At 68.3% G+C, this 19,174-nt stretch carries 14 protein-coding genes, 1 tRNA gene and 1 pseudogene; 14 read left to right on the forward strand and 2 right to left on the reverse strand.

The features are described from left to right. Window positions 1–68: 68 nt before the first annotated feature. The 3 genes from ACYVAN_RS19360 (at window position 69) to ACYVAN_RS19370 (ending at window position 1,838) form a co-directional block, all read left to right on the forward strand. Window positions 69–608: a TadE family type IV pilus minor pilin gene (locus ACYVAN_RS19360; protein WP_460961628.1), complete on the forward strand. Its 540-nt coding sequence runs from the start codon at window positions 69–71 to the stop codon at window positions 606–608. Continuing rightward, entirely contained in the window at window positions 605–961 is a 357-nt protein-coding gene (locus ACYVAN_RS19365; protein ID WP_460961631.1) for an Rv3654c family TadE-like protein, read from the forward strand. Before ACYVAN_RS19360 ends, ACYVAN_RS19365 begins: the two co-directional genes overlap by 4 nt. Before the next feature lie 235 nt (window positions 962–1,196). Then, on the forward strand, window positions 1,197–1,838 hold the full coding sequence (locus ACYVAN_RS19370) for a bifunctional DNA primase/polymerase (protein ID WP_460961633.1): 642 nt from the start codon (window positions 1,197–1,199) through the stop codon (window positions 1,836–1,838). A gap of 128 nt (window positions 1,839–1,966) precedes the next feature. Here ACYVAN_RS19370 and ACYVAN_RS19375 read toward each other — a convergent pair whose 3' ends face one another. Continuing rightward, complete coding sequence (locus tag ACYVAN_RS19375; RefSeq protein WP_460961635.1) at window positions 1,967–4,315, reverse strand: DEAD/DEAH box helicase; 2,349 nt, start codon at window positions 4,313–4,315, stop codon at window positions 1,967–1,969. 527 nt (window positions 4,316–4,842) lie between these two features. Here ACYVAN_RS19375 and ACYVAN_RS19380 point away from each other — a divergent pair. The 7 genes and pseudogenes from ACYVAN_RS19380 to ACYVAN_RS19410 all read left to right on the forward strand — a co-directional run bounded on the left by ACYVAN_RS19380 (window position 4,843) and on the right by ACYVAN_RS19410 (window position 14,164). Further along, entirely contained in the window at window positions 4,843–7,206 is a 2,364-nt protein-coding gene (locus tag ACYVAN_RS19380) for a sodium-translocating pyrophosphatase (RefSeq protein WP_460961636.1), read from the forward strand. Window positions 7,207–7,405: 199 nt separating this feature from the next. Next, on the forward strand, window positions 7,406–8,062 hold the full coding sequence (locus tag ACYVAN_RS19385; protein ID WP_460961638.1) for a hypothetical protein: 657 nt from the start codon (window positions 7,406–7,408) through the stop codon (window positions 8,060–8,062). A 180-nt stretch (window positions 8,063–8,242) separates the two neighbouring features. Next, window positions 8,243–8,827, forward strand: a complete 585-nt coding sequence (locus ACYVAN_RS19390; RefSeq protein ID WP_460961640.1) for a hypothetical protein — start codon at window positions 8,243–8,245, stop codon at window positions 8,825–8,827. Window positions 8,828–8,840: 13 nt separating this feature from the next. Beyond that, a pseudogene (topA, locus tag ACYVAN_RS19395) lies at window positions 8,841–11,705 on the forward strand (type I DNA topoisomerase); the annotation flags it as partial. Between the two features lie 79 nt (window positions 11,706–11,784). Continuing rightward, window positions 11,785–12,225, forward strand: a complete 441-nt coding sequence (locus ACYVAN_RS19400; RefSeq protein WP_460961710.1) for a pentapeptide repeat-containing protein — start codon at window positions 11,785–11,787, stop codon at window positions 12,223–12,225. A 9-nt stretch (window positions 12,226–12,234) separates the two neighbouring features. Continuing rightward, a complete protein-coding gene (locus ACYVAN_RS19405) occupies window positions 12,235–12,762 on the forward strand; it encodes a hypothetical protein (RefSeq protein WP_460961642.1) in 528 nt (175 codons plus the stop codon). 115 nt (window positions 12,763–12,877) lie between these two features. Further along, entirely contained in the window at window positions 12,878–14,164 is a 1,287-nt protein-coding gene (locus tag ACYVAN_RS19410) for a DNA polymerase III subunit delta' (RefSeq protein WP_460961644.1), read from the forward strand. 21 nt (window positions 14,165–14,185) lie between these two features. Here ACYVAN_RS19410 and ACYVAN_RS19415 read toward each other — a convergent pair whose 3' ends face one another. Continuing rightward, on the reverse strand, window positions 14,186–15,478 hold the full coding sequence (locus ACYVAN_RS19415) for a hypothetical protein (protein ID WP_460961646.1): 1,293 nt from the start codon (window positions 15,476–15,478) through the stop codon (window positions 14,186–14,188). A 366-nt stretch (window positions 15,479–15,844) separates the two neighbouring features. On the opposite strand from ACYVAN_RS19415, the gene ACYVAN_RS19420 reads away from it, so the two are divergent. The 4 genes from ACYVAN_RS19420 (at window position 15,845) to ACYVAN_RS19435 (ending at window position 18,708) form a co-directional block, all read left to right on the forward strand. Beyond that, window positions 15,845–15,918, forward strand: a tRNA-Thr gene (locus ACYVAN_RS19420). 218 nt (window positions 15,919–16,136) lie between these two features. Next, entirely contained in the window at window positions 16,137–16,973 is an 837-nt protein-coding gene (locus tag ACYVAN_RS19425) for an SAM-dependent methyltransferase (protein ID WP_460961648.1), read from the forward strand. 61 nt (window positions 16,974–17,034) lie between these two features. After that, on the forward strand, window positions 17,035–17,964 hold the full coding sequence (locus ACYVAN_RS19430) for an NADP-dependent oxidoreductase (RefSeq protein WP_460961650.1): 930 nt from the start codon (window positions 17,035–17,037) through the stop codon (window positions 17,962–17,964). A gap of 84 nt (window positions 17,965–18,048) precedes the next feature. Continuing rightward, window positions 18,049–18,708 carry a YdcF family protein gene (locus ACYVAN_RS19435; RefSeq protein WP_460961652.1) on the forward strand — a complete coding sequence of 220 codons (660 nt, stop codon included), beginning with the start codon at window positions 18,049–18,051 and terminating at the stop codon, window positions 18,706–18,708. Window positions 18,709–19,174: the final 466 nt, after the last annotated feature.

The raw sequence follows: 19,174 nt of genomic DNA on the forward strand, positions 1-19,174 counted from the left end.
CCAGCTCTTCCACTGGTTCCAGCGTTTCCGGTGGTTGCGGCAGTTGCGGAGAACAGGGTGCCGAGAACATGCCGGAACCGGCGGGTGGCGCGTGTTCTGGCGAACCGCGGAGGGAGACCGACACCGGTGCGGTAACAGTGGAAGCAGCACTCGGAATCTGCGCTGTGATCTCGGTGTTCGTGCTCGGACTGCTCGGGGCCGGTGCGGTGATCAGTCACCTCCGGTGCACCGATGCGGCCGTGGAGGCCGCTCGCCTGGTCGCTCGTGGTGCGCACCGGCAGGCGAGCGAGGCGGTTGGTCGGCTCGCTCCGCGGGGCGCGGAGCTGAGCGTGAAAGTGCGAGAAGATCGGGTCGTCACCGAGGTCACCTCGCCCGCTGCGGTGGAATTCCTGCCGGGGGCGGCAAGTACTGCCTACGCCGTATTGGAACCCGGCGCGATCCCGCCGGATGAATCCCCGCCGGATGAATCCCCGCCGGAGGTGCCGCCGCTGGATGAATCACTGCCGGATGAATCCCCACCGGACGAATCCCCGCCGGATGAATCCCCGCCCAGCGATCCGCGAGGACCGCCGAGCGTGCCGGAACCGGTCTCGGAGCCGGTGTCGTGACGATCCCGGACGAACGTGATCGGGGAGCTGCCACCGCATTGTCCGCTGTGCTGTCCGTCGCGTTGCTCAGCGTCCTGTGGTTCGCCGCTCAGTTCGGCGCGGCAGTGGTTCATCGCCACCGGGCGGAGGGCGCAGCCGATTTGGCAGCGCTGGCCGTGGCGTCGCACGCTCCGTACGGGCGCGATCTCGCGTGCGGCCGGGCGGGCTGGATCTCGGACGGAATGGGGGTTGAACTGCTCGAATGCCGAGTGCATGGCTGGCATTCCCGAGTGAAGGTACGGGCGTCCGCACCAGGAATCCTTTCCGGCCTCCTACATGCCGAGGCACGTGCGCGCGCGGGTCCGGTTTCGTGACCGGTTTGGTTGCCGTTCATCTGCTCCACCGTTCGGTGGTCCTGTCACCCGAACGAACACTCGTCGTCGCCAAACGACCGGTCGTCGATGGAGGGGTCGACTTGAGTGACGTAAATGACGTTGATTGGAGGTGTAGGCGCAAGGCAGGGGCATCGACAACGTGGTCGGGCTTCGAGTGGTCGGTACGGATATCGCCGTCCCGTCGAGCGTCGGCAATCGACAAGGAGGCGACGTAATGGATTGGTCGGCGGACGGTTGGCGAAGCGCCTTCCGGATCGAACTGCGAGTGCAGGCCATCGGTCTCGCATCTCGCGGGTGGCCGGTACTCCCCGGCACCTATCCGGAAGGTTCTCGCTGGACCGGTCGCAGCGGCAACGACGCCGCACACGGCCAGGCGGTTACCGGGCTCGAACCCGTGCACCTGGACTGGCAGCAGCGGCTCGAGCAGGACCGGGACACCGACCAGGTCGCCTCCTTGTGGACCGAGCGGCCGTACAACTTGCTGGTGGCGACCGGTACGGCGGTCGAGGCACTGGAGATCGACGCTGACTGGGGCAAGCGCGCCGCGGGTGCACTGCGGTCAGTGGGGGCGCCTACCCCGATCGTGGCGACGCCCGACGGTCGTTGGTACTTCTTGACGGCTCCGGGCGGGCGGTTGTGCGCCGAACTCGCCGACTCCGGTCGAGTGCGGTTGCACAGCACCGGTAGCTGGATCCCGCTGCCTCCGACCACGTACCAGCACGGTGTTGTGCACTGGCGCGCCAAGCCGGAGACGTGCGGTTGGCGGTTGCCCGTACCCGAGATGGTGCAGGATGCGCTGTGCTCGGGCATGGACGACTTCGAAAACGTGGCGGGCCTCGTCTCGGCCGGCCGTTGACGGCTCATTCGAGCGAATGAGCCGAGGAGACCAGCACTGTGCTGAGCCTTCCCCGAACGCGGGGCAGGCCGTGTCGCCGAGCCTTCCCCGAACGGCGAGCACACCGGCGAGCACGGCACCCGCGTGGCTCAGCCGGTGCGACGGTCTCCCGGATCAGCGGCCGACACGACGTCGAGGACAGCCACCGCCCCAGCCTTGTCCAGCGGTTCGTTGCCGTTTCCGCACTTCGGCGACTGGACGCAGGACGGGCATCCGGCCGGGCACTCGCAGGAGGCGATTGCTTCCCGCGTCGCTCGCAACCAGGTGAACAACGCGGCGAATCCGCGGTCGGCGAAGCCCGCACCGCCCGGATGACCGTCGTGCACGAAGACCGTTGCTTCCCCCGTGTCCTCGTGCAACGCGGTCGAAACTCCGCCGATGTCCCACCGGTCGCAGGTAGCGAACAGCGGTAGCAGGCCGATCGCCGCGTGCTCGGCAGCATGCAGGGCGCCGGGGATGTGCGCCGGATCGAGTCCGGCGGCCCCCGGTGCCTTGCCGGAGAGGATCTCGTCGCTGAGCGTGTACCAAACCGCTCTGGTCCGCAGGGTCTGCGCGGGCAGGTCCAACGGGATCTGGTCGAGTACCTGCCCGGTGGGGAGCTTCCGGAGGTAACCGACCACCTGTGAGGTCACCTCCACCTCACCCAGGTTGACCGTGATGTCCGGCGCCGGGCGGTGGGATTCGACGGTTCGACGGATCGAGATGTCGATGATCTCGCGCGGTGAGGTCGTCCAGTCGGGACTCTCCGCGTGGACGAGGGCCAGTCCGGTTTCGAGATCGAGTTCGTCGACGACGAAGGACTGTCCCTGGTGCAGGTACAGGGCTCCGGGATGCACCGTGCCGCAGGCCGAATCCGGGTCCACCGTGCCCAGCATGCGGCCGGAGTCTCCTTCCACCACGGCGATCTGCTCGCCACCGGAACCGCGCAACTGAACCGTCCGGTGTGGACGGTCGCGGGATGTCCAGTACCAGCCGCGGGGACGTTTGCGGAGAACACCCGCATTGGTGAGCGCTGCTGCTGATTCCACCGCCGGTTGCCCGCCGAAGAAGTCGAAGGTCTCCTCGGTCAGGTGCAGCTCCGCCGCCGCGCAGGCCAGGTGTGGCTCCAGCACGTACGGATTGGTCGGGTCCAGAACGGTCGTCTCCACCGGCTGTTCCAGAACGGCTGGTGGATGGTGCACGAGGTAGGTGTCGAGGGGGTCCTCCCGCGCGACGAACACGACGAGCGCATCCTCGCCGTCGCGTCCGGCGCGCCCGGCCTGCTGCCAGAAGGAGGCGAGCGTGCCGGGGTAACCGGCCACCACGACGGCGTCCAGGCCGGCGATGTCGACTCCGAGCTCCAGCGCGTTCGTGGTGGTCACAGCGAGGAGTTCCCCGGAAAGCAGGGAACGTTCCAGTGCCCGGCGATCCTCCGGGAGGTAGCCGCCGCGGTAGGCGGCGACCTTGTCGGCCAGTGATTCGTCGACCTCGGCCAGGGCCCGCTGGGCGGAAAGCGCGGCCAGCTCCACTCCGCGTCGGGAGCGGATGAACGCCAGCGTCCGGGATCCCTCGATCACCAGCTCGGTGGTGATCCGGGCGGCTTCGCTCCCGGCCGACCTGCGTACGGGAGCGCCGTTCTCGCCGGTGATCTCGTCGAGCAGGGGTGGCTCCCAGAGGGCGACGGTGCGTGCGCCGCGCGGAGATCCGTCGTCGGTGACGGCAAGGCACTTGGCCCCGGTCAGGCGTTCGGCGAAGGCATCGGGCGCGGCGACGGTGGCGGAGGCCAGCACGAAGATCGGTTCGGCGCCGTAGTGCTGGGCGATGCGGCGCAGTCTCCGCAGGAGCAGGGCGACGTGCGATCCGAAAACGCCCCGGTAGGTGTGGCATTCGTCGATGACCACGTAGGTGAGTTTGCGGAAGAGCCGCGCCCATTTGCTGTGCTGCGAGAGGAACCCGTGGTGGAGCATGTCCGGGTTGGTGAAGACCCAGCGTCCGTGGGCTCGGACCCAGTCACGTTCGACGGTCGGCGTGTCGCCGTCGTAGGCGGCGGCTCGGATGCCCGGTAGGTCCAGCGCCGTGATCGCGCGGAGTTGGTCGGCGCCCAGCGCTTTGGTGGGGGACAGGTACAGCGCCGTGGCCTTCGGGTCGGTGTGCAGACGGGACAGCACGGGCAGTTGGTAGACCATCGATTTGCCCGAGGCGGTGCCGGTGGCGACGACGACGTTGTTGCCGTGCCAGGCCGTTTCGGCCCCTTCGGCCTGGTGCGTCCAGGGTTGTTCGGCTCCCGCGGAGCGGAGTGCCGTGACGACCGGTTCCGGTGCCCAGGTCGGCCACGGCGTGTGTCGGGCGGCGCGTGCGGGCAGCTGCTCGACATGTCGCAGCGGCGATTCGCCGGCGGGAATGCCTGCGATCACCCTGTCGAGCAGTTGCCTGCCGTTGCCCGTTCGGCTTGCGGTCACCGTTCGAGCCTCGCATGCGCGTCCCGCGTGCGGTACGCCCGCATACCTCGCTGAGCACCGGCAATCGATTATCCCGATCAGGTGATCTTGAGCGTGGTTTTCGGTGGGTTCGGGCGGCGGACAGGCGGTTCCGGGCGGTGTGGCCGGCCCCCGACGGACTTCGGAGGCGCGCTCACGTACGTCCGGTCCCGACTCTCGCCGAGGAACTTTCCTTGGCCGCCGATCGGGTGACAAGCACTCGCGCGCTGTGGCGCAGGCGCATTACCTTAAGTAGCCCGTTCAGGCCAAATCGATGATTGGCTGAACGGGTGATCAAGTAGCTTCTGAATCGATTCCCACATAACGAATCCGCACGTCGAAGAGAGGCACAGATCACACGGTGAACTAAGACACGTTCTCTCTGAATAGACTCCGCGAGCACGGTTTCGCTTCGATCGGTCCGCCGGGCGGAGTGCGACCACCTACCGCGCGTCGGAGCTGACGCCACTGTCTTCCGGCGCTGAACCGAGCACAATCCAGGAGGACGGATGTCCCTGCTCAACCCGGTCCAGCAAGGCTGGAGTCAGGGCGCTGCACCACCGAGCTCGTCGATCCGTGTCCAGGCCCAGCAGGCCATCGAACTAGGCAGCGCCGACTATGCGGTGGTCGGAGTGGTCATGGTGATCGCTCTGGCCGCTTTGACGTTCGGCTACGTGCTGATCAAGGAGGTCCTGTCCGCCGGGCAGGGCACCGCCAAGATGCAGGACATCGCCAAAGCCGTGCAGGAAGGCGCATCGGCATACCTCAACCGGCAGTTCCGAACGCTGGCGGTCTTCGCCGTCGTGGTCTTCGTACTGCTGTTCGCGCTGCCTGCGGAGAGCATGGGCGAGCGCGTGGGCCGGTCGATCTTCTTCCTGGTCGGTGCGGCGTTCTCGGCGTCGATCGGCTACCTGGGCATGTGGTTGTCGACCCGCGCCAACCTGCGGGTGGCCGCGGCGGCCAACGATCCGGCCGAGGGTCGGGAGACGGCGATGCGGGTTGCCTTCCGCACCGGTGGGGTTGTCGGTATGACCACCGTCGGGCTCGGCCTGTTCGGTGCCACGCTGGTGGTGTTGGTCTACACCGGCGACGCCCCGCGTGTGCTGGAGGGCTTCGGATTCGGTGCCGCGTTGTTGGCGATGTTCATGAGGGTCGGCGGCGGCATCTTCACCAAGGCCGCCGACGTGGGCGCCGATCTGGTCGGCAAGGTCGAGCAGAACATCCCGGAGGACGACCCGCGCAATGCGGCGACCATCGCCGACAACGTGGGCGACAACGTCGGGGACTGCGCCGGGATGGCGGCCGACCTGTTCGAGTCCTACGCGGTCACGCTGGTCGCCTCGCTGATCCTCGGCACCGCGGCATTCGGCCTCAAAGGCCTGCTCTTCCCACTGATCGTGCCCGCCATCGGGGTCGTGACCGCCGTGATCGGCGTGTACATCACCAAGGCCCGGTCGGGGGAGAGCGCCCTGACCGCGATCAACCGCTCGTTCTACATCTCGGCGGGAATCTCCGCTGTGCTGTGCGCGCTCGCGGCCATGTTCTACCTGCCGAGCTCGTTCGGGGAACTGGCCGGTGTGTCCGAGGAGATCCGCGGCACCGAAGGCAACCCCGCGGTGATCGCCATGGCCGCGGTGATCATCGGCATCGTGCTGGCGGTCGTCATCCTCAAGCTGACCGGTTACTACACGGCCACCGAGACGCGCCCGGTCCGCGACGTGGGCAGGTCGTCGATGACCGGCGCGGCGACCGTGATCCTCACCGGCCTGTCGGTCGGCTTCGAATCAGCCGTCTACACGGCACTGGTGATCGCCGCGGCCGTGTTCGGAGCCTTCCTGCTCTCCGGCTCCCTGACGGTGGCGCTGTTCGCGATCGCGCTGGCCGGTTGCGGTCTGCTGACCACGGTCGGCGTGATCGTCGCGATGGACACCTTCGGCCCGGTCAGCGACAACGCGCAGGGCATCGCCGAGATGTCCGGTGAGTTCGAGGGCGAGGGCGCGAACATCCTCACCGAGCTGGACGCGGTCGGCAACACCACGAAGGCCATCACCAAGGGCATCGCGATCTCGACCGCCGTCCTGGCGGCGACCGCGCTGTTCGGCTCGTACCAGGACGCCATCGTGAAGGCGGCCCAGGCGGTCAACTCCGCGATCACCGCCGATGAGTACCAGGTCTTCGCGCCGAACGTCCTGGTCGGCATCACCATCGGCGCGGCAGTGGTGTTCCTGTTCACGGGACTGGCGATCAACGCGGTCTCCCGCGCGGCAGGGGCCGTCGTGTACGAGGTACGGCGCCAGTTCGCGGAGAGCCCCGGAATCATGGACGGTTCGGTGCGGCCCGCGTACGGCCGGGTGGTCGACATCTGCACCCGCGATTCGCTGCGCGAACTCGCCACCCCGGGTCTGCTGGCGGTGCTGGCACCGATCGCCGTCGGGTTCGGTCTCGGCGTCGGTCCGCTGGCGGGTTACCTCGCCGGTGCGATCGCCACCGGCACCCTGATGGCGATCTTCCTGGCCAACTCCGGTGGTGCCTGGGACAACTCCAAGAAGCTCGTCGAGGACGGTTACCACGGCGGCAAGGGGTCCGAAGCGCATGCGGCGACCGTCATCGGTGACACGGTCGGCGATCCGTTCAAGGACACTGCCGGACCGGCGATCAACCCGCTGCTCAAGGTCATGAACCTGGTGGCTCTGCTGATCGCCCCGGCGGTGGTGACCCTGACCGTCGGCGACATGGCCTCTCCCAGTGTTCGGATCGCCATCTCGCTGGGCGCCACCGCCGTGATCGTGGCCGCCATCGTCGCGGCGAAGCGGCGCAGCACCGCGATCGCCGAGGACCACACCGACGACAAGATGGTCAACGGAGCGGCCTGAACCGTCATCGCATTCCGAGGGACGTCGCCCGTTCGGGTGGTGTCCCTCGGAATGTCGTGTCCGGTTTGGTGGCTGCTCAGCGGTTATATGGGGTTTCGTGCGGGGGATCGCCCCGTTTTTCCCAGCCCCGGTGCCGGTCGGCGGTAGCGGTGTACGAGAGGGTCAGGGGGCACGGAGAAGCGACCCTTGGGGAACACGCATGAAGATCCGTTCAGTGTCCGTAGCGGTGTTGGCGACCCTGCCGATCATGATCGCGGGCTGCGGGCAGGAAGACCCCGCCCAGTCGCAGACCGAGCAGGCTCCCGCGGCTGAGCAGAAGGGGAACGAGCAAACCGAGGGGGTCGCCTGGGTGGATCAGATGTGCGGCCACGTCGCGGGTTTCGCACTCTCCCAGCAGGATGGCCCGAAGGTGGACAAGTCGAGCATCCCGAAGTTCAAGGAATCCTCGATCGCCCAGATGCGCGCGGCCGAGCAGTCGGCGAGCGAGTCGGTGGCCGCCCTGCGGAAGATGCCCGAATCGCCGATATCCGGCGGAAACAAGGTGAGTAGCGGTTTCGCGGACGGGTTCACCCAGGTGCGCGACATTCTCACCACCGCGGCCCAAAAGGCGGAGCAGGTGGACACCACCAACAAGGAGACCTTCACCGCCGGGATGGTCGCGGTGCAGGAGGAGCTCAAGAAGGGCGAGCAGCTGAACCTGCAGCCGCAGTTCGACGAGTTCTCCAAGAACAAGGAACTCGCCGCGGCAGCCGAGCAGGCTCCCCAGTGCAAGCAGTTCAACCAGCAGCCGCCGCCCCAGCAGGGCCAGCCGCCGCAGGCTCCCGGCCAGCAGCCCGCCCCGCAGCCGCAGGGCTGACCCGCAGGCGCCGGCCCCCGGGGGTGCGCTCCGCTGGTCGGCACGATCGTCACCCATCCGCGGCGACCCCGTCCGCGTGGCCGGGGTTCGCCGTTCGCGAACGCCGACCGCGCGGACGACGAGTCGACCACCCGCGCAGGAACGGACCCGGGAGGCCGGGATTGCTCTACGATCACGCCCGTGGACCAGCTGTCCTTCTTCTCCGCTGAGGCTCGGCGGCCGCGTGTCGCCGACCTCGCGGGGCTGCTGTGCGGGCCCGGCCAGGCAGTCGGCTTCGGGCGCGGCACGGCGGCGCGCGTCTCGGTCGTGGTCCTCGAGGACTGGCGCGCCCGGTCCGTCGTCGCCGCGTGCGCCGAGCGCGGTATCGCAGCGGAGGTCGACCGCTCCGCGGAAGGCAACCCGCTGGTCCGGACCGCCTTTCGCAGCGACCTGACCGGACTCGCGGGCCAGTGGCTGCGCGGCGCCGTCAAATCCGTGCCCCGGGGTTACGTGCCGGACGGGCCCGCCCTGCGGTTCTGGGCACTCGCGGCCGGGCGGATGGACCCGGCCGGCTACTTCCTCGGGCTCGACCCGCATTCCGAAGCTACGCACGAACCGCTCGCGCAAGCGTTGGCTCACGGTGGTCTACCGGCCGCGTTCGTGGGTACCCGTGCTGGTGGTCCTGGATTGCGGGTCACCGGCAAACGCCGCCTCGCCCGACTCGCCGAGCTGGTCGGGCCTGCTCCCGTTGGCGCGATCGAGCGAACGTGGCCGGAAGCCTCCTGACTGTCTTTGGTGCATGTCACAGGAGGTCACGCAACGGAACACACCGGCTACCCGATACGTTCGTAGAGGCGAAAGACGCAACGGTCGGCGTGTTGTATGCAACGCTGTGCGTCCCCGGCGCGGCATATTGACCCGCGCACGGTGCACACTGGCAAATCGGACGCCTCCGGCGAGAAGAGAGCAGGTAAGCGTGGCTGGGTCGACACGGACGAAGAAGGACGGCGGTACAGGCCGGGCTTCGGGGTCCCCCACCGGGGCGGCCTCCGGAGGGCGTCGATTGGTCATCGTCGAGTCGCCCGCCAAGGCCCGCAAGATCGCTTCCTTCCTGGGCTCGGACTTCGTCGTCGAGTCCTCCCGGGGACACATCCGGGACCTGCCGCGCGGTGCCGCCGACGTGCCGGCCAAGTACAAGGGGCAGGCGTGGGCGCGCCTCGGCGTCGACGTGGAGAACGACTTCGAGCCGCTGTACCTGGTGACCGCGGACAAGAAGTCGACCGTCAGCGAACTCAAGGACGCGCTCAAGGACGTCGACGAGCTCTACCTCGCCACGGATGGTGACCGCGAAGGCGAGGCGATCGCCTGGCACCTGATGGAGACGCTCAAGCCGAAGGTCCCGGTGCGCCGGATGGTCTTCCACGAGATCACCGAGTCGGCCATCCAGGCGGCCGCGGCCAACCCGCGCGACCTGGACCAAGACCTGGTCGACGCCCAGGAGACCAGGCGCATCCTCGACCGCCTCTACGGCTACGAGGTCAGCCCGGTGCTGTGGAAGAAGGTCATGCCGAAGCTTTCGGCGGGCCGGGTGCAGTCGGTGGCCACTCGGATCGTGGTGGAGCGCGAGCGCGAGCGCATCCGATTCGTTCCCGCCTCCTACTGGGACATTTCCGCGACGATGGACGCCGGGGCCGAAGCTGAACCACCTCGGTTCAGCGCCAGGCTGGTCAGCGTCGACGGCGCGAAACTGGCTACCGGGCGCGACTTCGGGCCGGACGGGCAGCTCAAGAACGACGACGTGCGACTGCTCGACGAAACCGAGGCGCGCCGGATCGCCGACGGCCTTGCCGAGGCCCGGCTCGGCGTCTCGAGCGTCGAGGAGAAGCCGTACACCCGGAAGCCGTACGCGCCGTTCATGACCTCCACGCTCCAGCAGGAGGCCGGCCGCAAGCTGCGTTTCTCGGCGGACCGCACGATGCGCACCGCGCAACGGCTGTACGAAAACGGCTACATCACCTACATGCGTACGGACTCCACGACGCTGTCCGAGACGGCGATCGAGGCGTCCCGCAACCAGGCCCGCGAGCTCTACGGCGACGATCACGTGTCGCCCCAGCCGCGCCAGTACAACCGCAAGGTCAAGAACGCGCAGGAAGCCCACGAAGCGATCCGCCCCGCGGGCGAGAGCTTCCGCACGCCTGGTGAGGTGGCGGCCGAACTCGATGCCGACGGCCACAAGCTCTACGAGCTGATCTGGCAGCGCACCATCTCCTCGCAGATGTCCGATGCGAAGGGAACCACGCTCTCGGTCCGGATCACCGGCTCGACCGACGGTGGCGAGGAGTGCACGTTCGCGGCCTCCGGTCGGACGATCACCTTCGCAGGGTTCCTCAAGGCCTACGTCGAAGCGGTCGACTCGGAGGCAGGCGGTGTCGCTGACGACGCGGAGTCCCGGCTGCCCCGGTTGTCGCAGGGCCAGGCCATCAGCGCACCGGAGCTGTCCCCGGACGGACACAGCACCAACCCGCCGCCGAGGTTCACCGAAGCAAGTCTGGTCAAGGCGCTCGAAGAGCTGGGTATCGGCCGTCCTTCCACCTACGCGTCGATCATCAGCACCGTGCAGGAACGTGGCTACGTGTGGAAGAAGGGGTCCGCGCTCGTTCCGTCGTGGGTCGCGTTCGCCGTGGTCGGGTTGATGGAGAAGCACTTCGGTCGGCTGGTCGACTACGATTTCACCGCCGCGCTGGAGGACGAGCTGGACCGCATCGCCGAGGGCACGCAGGAGCGGACCAAGTGGCTGTCGGGCTTCTACTTCGGTGGCGATGTGGGGCCGGGCGGCTCGATCGGCCGGGCCGGTGGGCTCAAGAAGCTGGTCGGGTCGAGCGTCGAGCAGATCGATGCTCGCGAGGTGAACTCGATCCCGATGTGCACCGACGATGACGGCCGCACCGTGTACGTCCGGGTCGGCCGTTACGGTCCGTACCTGGAACGTCCGACGGGCACCGTCGACGAGAACGGTGCGGAGAAGTCCCAGCGGGCGAATCTGCCCGACGACCTGCCGCCGGACGAACTCGACGTCGGGGTGGCCGAGAAGCTGTTCGCCACTCCGATGGAGGGCCGCAGCCTGGGGACCGATCCGGAGTCCGGGCACGAGATCGTGGCCAAGGACGGCCGGTTCGGGCCGTACATCACCGAGATCCTGCCCGAAGGTGACAAGTCCAAGCCGCGGACCGGCAGCCTGTTGAAGTCGATGTCGCTGGACACAGTGACGTTGGACGATGCGCTCAAGCTGCTGTCCCTGCCCCGCGTGGTCGGTACCGACCCGGAGTCGGGCAATGACATCACCGCGCAGAACGGCCGCTACGGGCCGTACTTGAAGAAGGGCACGGACTCGCGGTCGTTGGAGACCGAGGAGCAGATCTTTTCGATCACCCTCGACGAGGCGCTCAAGATCTACGAGCAGCCGAAGCAGCGTGGGCGCCGGGCGGCGACCCCACCCCTGCGCGAGCTGGGAGACGAACCGGAGACGGGCAAGCCGCTGGTGATCAAGGACGGTCGGTTCGGCCCGTACGTCACCGACGGCGAGACCAACGCCTCGTTGCGCAAGGGCGACGACGTGGAGTCGTTGGATATGGACCGGGCTGTCGAGCTGTTGGCCGAACGCCGGGCGAAGGCGCCTCCGAAAAAGAAGGCGCCGGCCAAGAGCGCGTCCACGAAGTCCAAGAGCACGGCTTCGAAGAGCACTGAGTCGAAGAGCACGGCTTCGAAGGGCACGGCTTCGAAGGGCACGGCTTCGAAGGGCACGGCTTCGAAGGGCACCACATCGAAGAGCACCGCTGCCAAGGGCACGGCTTCGAAGAGCACCACATCCAAGAGCACCGCCGCCAAGAGCACCGCTTCGAGCAGCACATCCAAGAGCACTGCTGCCAAGAGCACTGCTGCCAAGAGCACTGCTTCGAAGAGCACGAACTCGAAGAGCACGGCTCCGAAGAAGAGCGCCGGGACCAAATCCTCCGGCACCACGAAATCGAAGAGCACGACGGCGAAGACGAGCACGTCGAAGCAGTCCTGACCGCGCGCACCGCGCGGGGACGTCGATTTCTCGCGAAGTCGACGTCCCCGCCGGGGTGCGGAGTGCGGGTTACGGTTGCACGCTCGAGAGTGGTGGAATGTCCTCTCGCTAGGAGGCAGCCGTGGATGCTGATGCTCCGTCCCGCACGCCCTCCCCATCCGGCACCGCTGCACCGTCCGGCACGCCCTCACCGGCGGGTACGGATGCTCTCTCCGGTGCGGACGGCACTCGCGCCATCCCGCCCGGGCGCAGGTTCCCGGACGCATTGAGCGGTGTCGTGGCGGCCGCCGTTCCCGAGGACCGCCGCGGACAGCTGTGGACGCGCCCACCGGCTCCGGTGCCGCCTCGGCCTCCGGAAGAGCAAGAGCGGCACCGCAGCCAGGAACCCGCTCGACAGCACGCTTCTCGAAGTCGAGGTACCCGCCAACAACACCGCCCGCACCAGCAGTCGGTGTACCAGCACCAACCGGACAGGCGGTCGGGGCTCGCGGATGCGGGAGCGCCCCAGCGTCCGAGCCCGGCGGAACGCGGAACCCGCAGCGCGCCGTCCCGGCAGGCCCGGACAGCGGCGGTGGCGAGCGGGTGCGTCACGGTGGTGCTGGTCGGCGGTTTCCTCTTCATGCTGCTGGTGATGTTGGCTTCGGTGTGAAACCCGGCCGCGCTAGCTGGGAGGAGTCTGCCGGAGGAATGGCCGTGGGAGGCTCGGCCGGAGCAGGAAGCAGAATGGTGGCGGCAGGCACGATCCGTGTGGGAGGCGAGGCGACGTGCTCGAAGCCGAGGTCAGCGACACCTTCGAAGGCGATTCCGCCGAAAGCGGCCATGCCGATCCGGTGGAGGGTGCGCTGCCGCCGAACACCGGTGTGTGGGCCGACGTCGTCGGCCAACCGGCGGCGGTGCGCACCTTGCACGCTGCGGCGCTCGCCGCACATCAGCAGGCGGAGGGCGCGGAGGCTGCCGCGGGGGCGATGACGCACGCGTGGCTGTTCACCGGCCCGCCCGGTTCGGGCCGTTCGGTGGTGGCCCGTGCCTTCGCCGCCGCCCTGCAGTGCGCGGGGGAGGAGGGGGCTCCGGGCTGCGGCCGGTGTACGGCCTGTCACACGGCGCTGGCGGGCACGCACGCCGACGTGAAGGTGGTCGTCCCGGAAGGCTTGTCGATCTCGGTCGCGTCGATGCGCGCGTTGGTACAGGCAGCGGCTCGCAGACCGTCCACCGGGCAGTGGCGGGTCGTGTTGATCGAGGATTCCGACCGGCTCACCGAGGGGGCGGCGAACGCGCTGTTGAAGGCGGTCGAGGAGCCACCGGACCGCACTGTGTTCCTGCTGTGCGCACCTTCGGACCATCCGGAGGACGTTTCGGTGACGATCCGTTCCCGCTGTCGAGCGGTTCAGTTGCGCACACCGCTGCCCGGCTCGATCGCGGAGGTGTTGCACGAGCGGGACGGCGTGCCCGCGGACTCCGCCGAGTGGGCGGCGTCCGTGTGCGGCGGCCACATCGGCCGGGCGCGGCGACTGGCCACCGATGAGCGGGCGCGGGAGCGGCGGGAGTCGGTGTTGAGCATCCCTCTGGGCCTGCGCGGGTTCTCCGACGTGTTCACCGCGGCCGGCGGGCTGGTCAAGGCGGCGGAAACGGAAGCGGCCGCGGCGAACGAGGCCCGGGACGAAGCGGAGAAGGAGGAGCTGCGGACGGCGATGGGTGCAGGCGGCACCGGCAAGGGAACCGGGTCGGCCACGCGGGGCGCGAACGCGGCGCTGAAGGAGCTGGAGAAGCGGCAGAAGTCCCGCACGACCCGCACCCAGCGGGACGCGCTCGATCTGTCGTTGGTCGACCTGGCCGGTTTCTACCGGGACGTGCTGGTGGTGCGTTCGGGGTCGTCGGCTCCGCTGAACCATCCCGACTACGCGCGGTCCGCGTCGCAGGCGGCCGCCAAGTGGACTTCGGAGTCGACGCTGCGGCGCCTCGAGGCGGTGTTGGACTGCCGCGAGGCGTTGAGCCGCAACGTCAAGCCGATCATCGCCGTGGAGGCGATGGCGGCCGCGCTCTACCAGGGTTGAGCGCGCGCCGCGTCATCCGCATCACTGTCGCCTGGGCAGCGCCGCGACGAGGACGGACCCGAACAGCAGCAGGCCGGTACCGGTCCAGAACAGCGGAATCGCGGAATAGGCTCCGCTGGTCACGGCCAGTGCCGGAACCTGCGCGGTGTGGTCCTCGGAGCCGGCGGGCTGTACGGGAGCTGCTTCCTGCGGCGGGTCGCAGTGCACACCGCCTTCCGGCGCGCCGGCCGTGACGGCCTGCTCACCGAACGACACTTCGGCGAGCGAGGTCGGGACACCGATGGCCTCCCCGGACAGCAGTTCGAGGTCGAACAGGCGGGCCCGGCCCTGGGCTTGCGCGCCTTCGGTCCGGTCCTCCAGTTCACCGATGCTCAGGCGCAGCACACCGAGGTCGAGGACGCCTTCGGCGAGTCCGCCCACGACGGGCAGGTCGGGGGCTTCGGGGGTGGCGGGCATCCCGATCGGGATGTCCATCGTCGGGTCGGCCACGTCGACAACGCCGAGCTCTTCCCCACCTTGCGAGATCCGCAGCACCGGCGCCGAGTAGTCCAGGGTGGACGTTTCGGGATCGCCGGTGGAGGTGGCGGTCAGGGTCGGGGTGCTCGCCACGTCGATGCGCAGTTCCTGCGGTGTTCCGGCGAGCAGCCGCACGCTTGCGAGTTGCATGCTGGAGGTCGACCGGACGGCCTTGCCCGCTTGCCCGGGCACGTCGACGAGTCGAACGGTGGAGCGCGCGCTGATCGTGTCGGGAACGTTCAACAGCGATCCGTTCCCGGCCTCGGTCGGTGCCTGCCCGTCGAGCAGTCCGCCCAGCTCGGACAGCGGGCCGGGGGTGTCGACCCGCGCGCTCGGCTCGTCGGGCATCGCGGGGAGCGTGTTGATCGCGGAGATGCTCGCCACCGATGTCCGGGTGTCGGCGATCGGATCCATGCACGGGCCCATCTGCCGGTCCCAGCGGGCGTGTGCGCTGCCCTCGATCGGCCCGAGGTTCAGGTGCTGGTCCGCTGGCGGGCCGGGGACGGTCATGCTTTCGACCGATGGTGCGTCGTGGTCCGGCAGTGCGGTTTGGCTCAGCGTGCCGGGGAGGGTCGGAACGTTGCCGCCGACGGCGAATCCGAGCGGCGACGATTCGGCGATCGAACGTTCCTGCGCCAGGTACGCGTGCGAGTTGGCGCGCGCGACCGCGAGCCCGGTGCCGAACTCTAAGAAGGACTGCTTCGGCAGCTGTCCATCCGGGACCTCGATGATCGGGTCGGCGGGGACCGTCTCGGGAAGGATTCGGACCATGCCGATCCCGGTTCCCGCATCCGCCACGATCGGTCCCGGAACCGGGAAAGGCGGTGGCTCGGAGGCAGGCGGCTGGTTCGGGTCCTCCGGTTCCGGTATGGGTGTGGTCGGAGGGGATTGCGCGAACGCCGCCGGAACACTCAGTCCTGCGAGAGCGAGCGACACCACCGCACACGCGGCTAGTCGACGGACAGGGCGAGCTGTGCGGCGCATCCGGGGTCCTTCCCTCGAGTACCGAGCGATGTGCATCACACCGTTGGACTGGGTAACGATCAGCCGCGTGCTCGGTGACGCACTTCACCTGTCTTGATCGAGCGTGTTCGACGGGTTCAGGGCGATGCGGGGGGCTGCACGGGTGTCGATCGGTGCCCGCTACACTGGGATGCGCAACACGCCGCCTTAGCTCAGTCGGACAGAGCGACGCACTCGTAATGCGTAGGTCGGGGGTTCGATTCCCCCAGGCGGCTCAGTAGGAAGAACCGCAGTTCACCACGTGTGATCTGCGGTTTTTTCTTGTCTGGTTCGGTTGTTTCGCCGCCGGGGCCGCGCGATCTCGGGCTGCGCGTCCGATGGTTGCCGTTGGTTCTTGCGGAACGAATGCACGCCCACAGCCTCCTTCGATCACGGGGGTGCGGGCGCCTAGAGTTGAGGCCACCCAACGTCACTCAGCGTGTGAGGCTTCGGAATGCACGGTTACACCGCCCAGTCGAATGAGGACCACGCGGCGCGGTTGGACACCACGAGAGCCAACATCGCGCGGGTCTACGACGTGTGCCTCAACGGCAAGGACAACTTCGAAGCGGACCGGGACGTGTACCGGCAGATGACCAGGGTCGCGCCGGAGGTCAGCCAACTGGCCTGGGACAACCGGCGTTTCCTGATGCGGGCGACCCGGTTCCTCGCCGCCAAGGCGGGCATCACCCAGTTCCTCGACTGCGGCTCCGGGCTGCCCACCGCCGAGAACACCCACCAGGTCGCGCAGCGGCACCGGCCAGAAGCGAACGTCGTCTACGTGGATGACGATCCGGTGGTCCTCGCGCACGGGCGCGCGCTGCTGGCGGAGAACGAACTGACCCGCTTCGCCGACGCCGACATCTTCGCGCCGCGCTCGGTGATCGAGAACGAAGTGGTGCGGTCCGCGCTCGACTTCTCCGAGCCGATCGCACTGCTGCAGTGCGCGACGCTCGTCCACTGCACCGACGAGCGCGACCCGGGCGAGATCATGCGGGAGTACGTCGAAGCGCTGCCCGCGGGCTCCTACGTGGTCCTGACCCATTTTCACGACCCGGGCGCCGGGGAGCACAGTGCGCTCGCGAAGCGACTCGAGCAGGTGCTCGTGCACAGTCCGATGGGCAGTGGTCGCTTCCGCACGCGCGCGCAGATCGAGAGCATGCTCCCCGGGCTGGAACTCCTCGACCCCGGTCTCGTGCGGGTCGCCGACTGGTGGCCGGATGGTCCGCGGACTGCCGAGCTTCCCTCGATGTCGCACTGCATACTCGGGGCCGTCGGCCGCAAGGAGTGACCTGGATCATGACTCGCCGCCGGCTGGAATATGCCGCGGGAGTGTGAGAGTTGGTGCGGATGTGAAGGTTATCGGCGTTACCGAATTCGGAGGGCCGGGCGCCCTCGCCATCCACGACGTGGCCGAACCGCACCCGGGACCGGGGGAGGTGCGGATCCGCGTGCGAGGCGCGGCCGTGAATCCCACGGACACCGTGCTGCGCAGCGGTGCCTACGGGGGTCAGGAACCCCGGCAAATCCAGGTGCCCGGCATGGACGCGGCCGGAGTCGTCGACGAGGTCGGCGAGAACTGTCACTGGAAGGTGGGTGATGAGCTCATGGCCATCGCGTTGCCCTCTTCCGAGCACGGCGGTGCGTACGCGTCGCACCTGGTCGGCCCATGGGAATCCATGGCCCGAGTCCCCGAGGGCGTCGACCTGATCACCGCTGCGGCCCTGCCGATGAACGCGCTCACCGCGTGGCAGGCCCTCGATCTCCTCGGGCTCGAAGCGGGTCAGCGCCTGGCGGTCACGGGTGCGGCGGGCACCCTGGGAAACTACGTCGTCCAGCTGGCCAAGCACGCCGGGCTGGAGGTCGTCGCCGACTCCGCGGAAAAGGACCTCGGACTGGTCCGGAGCCTCGGCCCCGACCACATCGTCCAGCGAGGTGACGACGTGGCCGACCGGATCCGCGAGATCTATCCGGACGGCGTCGACGGTCTGGTGGACGGCTCGGTGCAGAACGAGCAGGTCGTACCTGCCGTGCGGGACGGTGGTGGCTTCGCGAGCGTCCGCTTCTGGGACGCCCCGCTCGAACGAGACATCAAGCTGCACCAGGTTTCCGTCTTCGACGAGTACCGCTCCCACCACAAGCTCGACGACCTCCGTCAACTCGTCGAGGATGGGGTGCTCACCCCGCGGGTGGCCGACGTCGTCGACGCGGACGAGGCAGCCAAGGCGCACGAGCGGTTCGAAGCCGGTGGCGTGCGGGGCCGACTCGTCCTGTCCTTCTGAGCTTCTTACCGTTGACCCCGGGCCTCGCCGTGCGTGGGTGAGGTGCCGGGGCAATTCGGCTCGGTAGGACAACAGGGGGTCGATATGGCGGCACAGGTGCCCAAGGCGCACCGCGCTGACGCCGAAATCCTGTGGAGCTACCTGAACCTGCGGCACCGACTCCGCGCGTGCGACGTCGGTGTCGTGCTGGGCAGCCACGACCTCGGGGTGGCCACGTTCGCGGCCGAACTCCACCATCGCGGCATCGCCCCCCGGCTGTTGCTCACCGGGGCCAATGCGCCCACCACCATCGACCGGTTCCCCCGGGGCGAAGCGGTGCACTACCGTGAGCACCTGCTCGAGTCGGGCGTTCCGGACGAGGCGATCCTCGTAGAACCCTCGGCGACCAATACCGGGGAGAACATCCGGTTCGCCCGTGCACTGCTGGCCTCCTGCGGGGTCCGGGTCCGCTCGGTGCTGCTGATCTGCCTGCCTTACCAACAGCGACGCGCGTTCGCGACGTGCCGGAAGCTGTGGCCCGAGGTGGACGTCGTCTGCGCGTCGAGCCCGCTGCCGCTGGATGAGTACGTCGCGGCCCTCGGAGAGCCGGAGCGCGTGGTGAACATGCTGGTGGGGGAGGCACAACGGATCAGCCTCTACGCCGACCGCGCCTTCGTCGTTCCGCAGCCGGTGCCCGAGCACGTGCGCGATGCCTACCGGCGACTGGCGAGCGCGGGCTACACGAGACGCCTGCTGCCCGCCTGACCGGCCCGCCTGACTGGCCCGCCTGCTCACGGCTTGATGGATTCATCGGTGCGATCTTGGAGAAGCCCGGTGGGGAGCGCGATTCGGGCGGATTCGGACTTTTCAGCCTCAGTATCACTGAACGTGTTCAGTCCTCTGCAAGATCACCCTAATGTGCTTTCTGGTCGGATAGACCGCGTGCAATGAATGCGCTTGGTGATCACTTCGGATCCGTACGGCGGAATCAGTTCTCGTCGGAGTCCTTGGTCGAACGGTATTGCGTACCGGTAATAACTGGGCCGGTCATTCCATTGTGTTAAGCGCGGAGAGCGCGGGACGCGGGTCTGTGGTTTCGTCTGTGATCGGTCCGGACGCCATATCGGAACTCGTTCACGACGAACGACTTTTGTCTTTCACCGCGGTGTCGAGCGCGCTCGGTCAAAACGCCGTGGTGTGACGAGGTGGAAAGCGTCATGGCAATTCAAAA

The organism is Parasphingorhabdus pacifica (assembly GCF_054779195.1).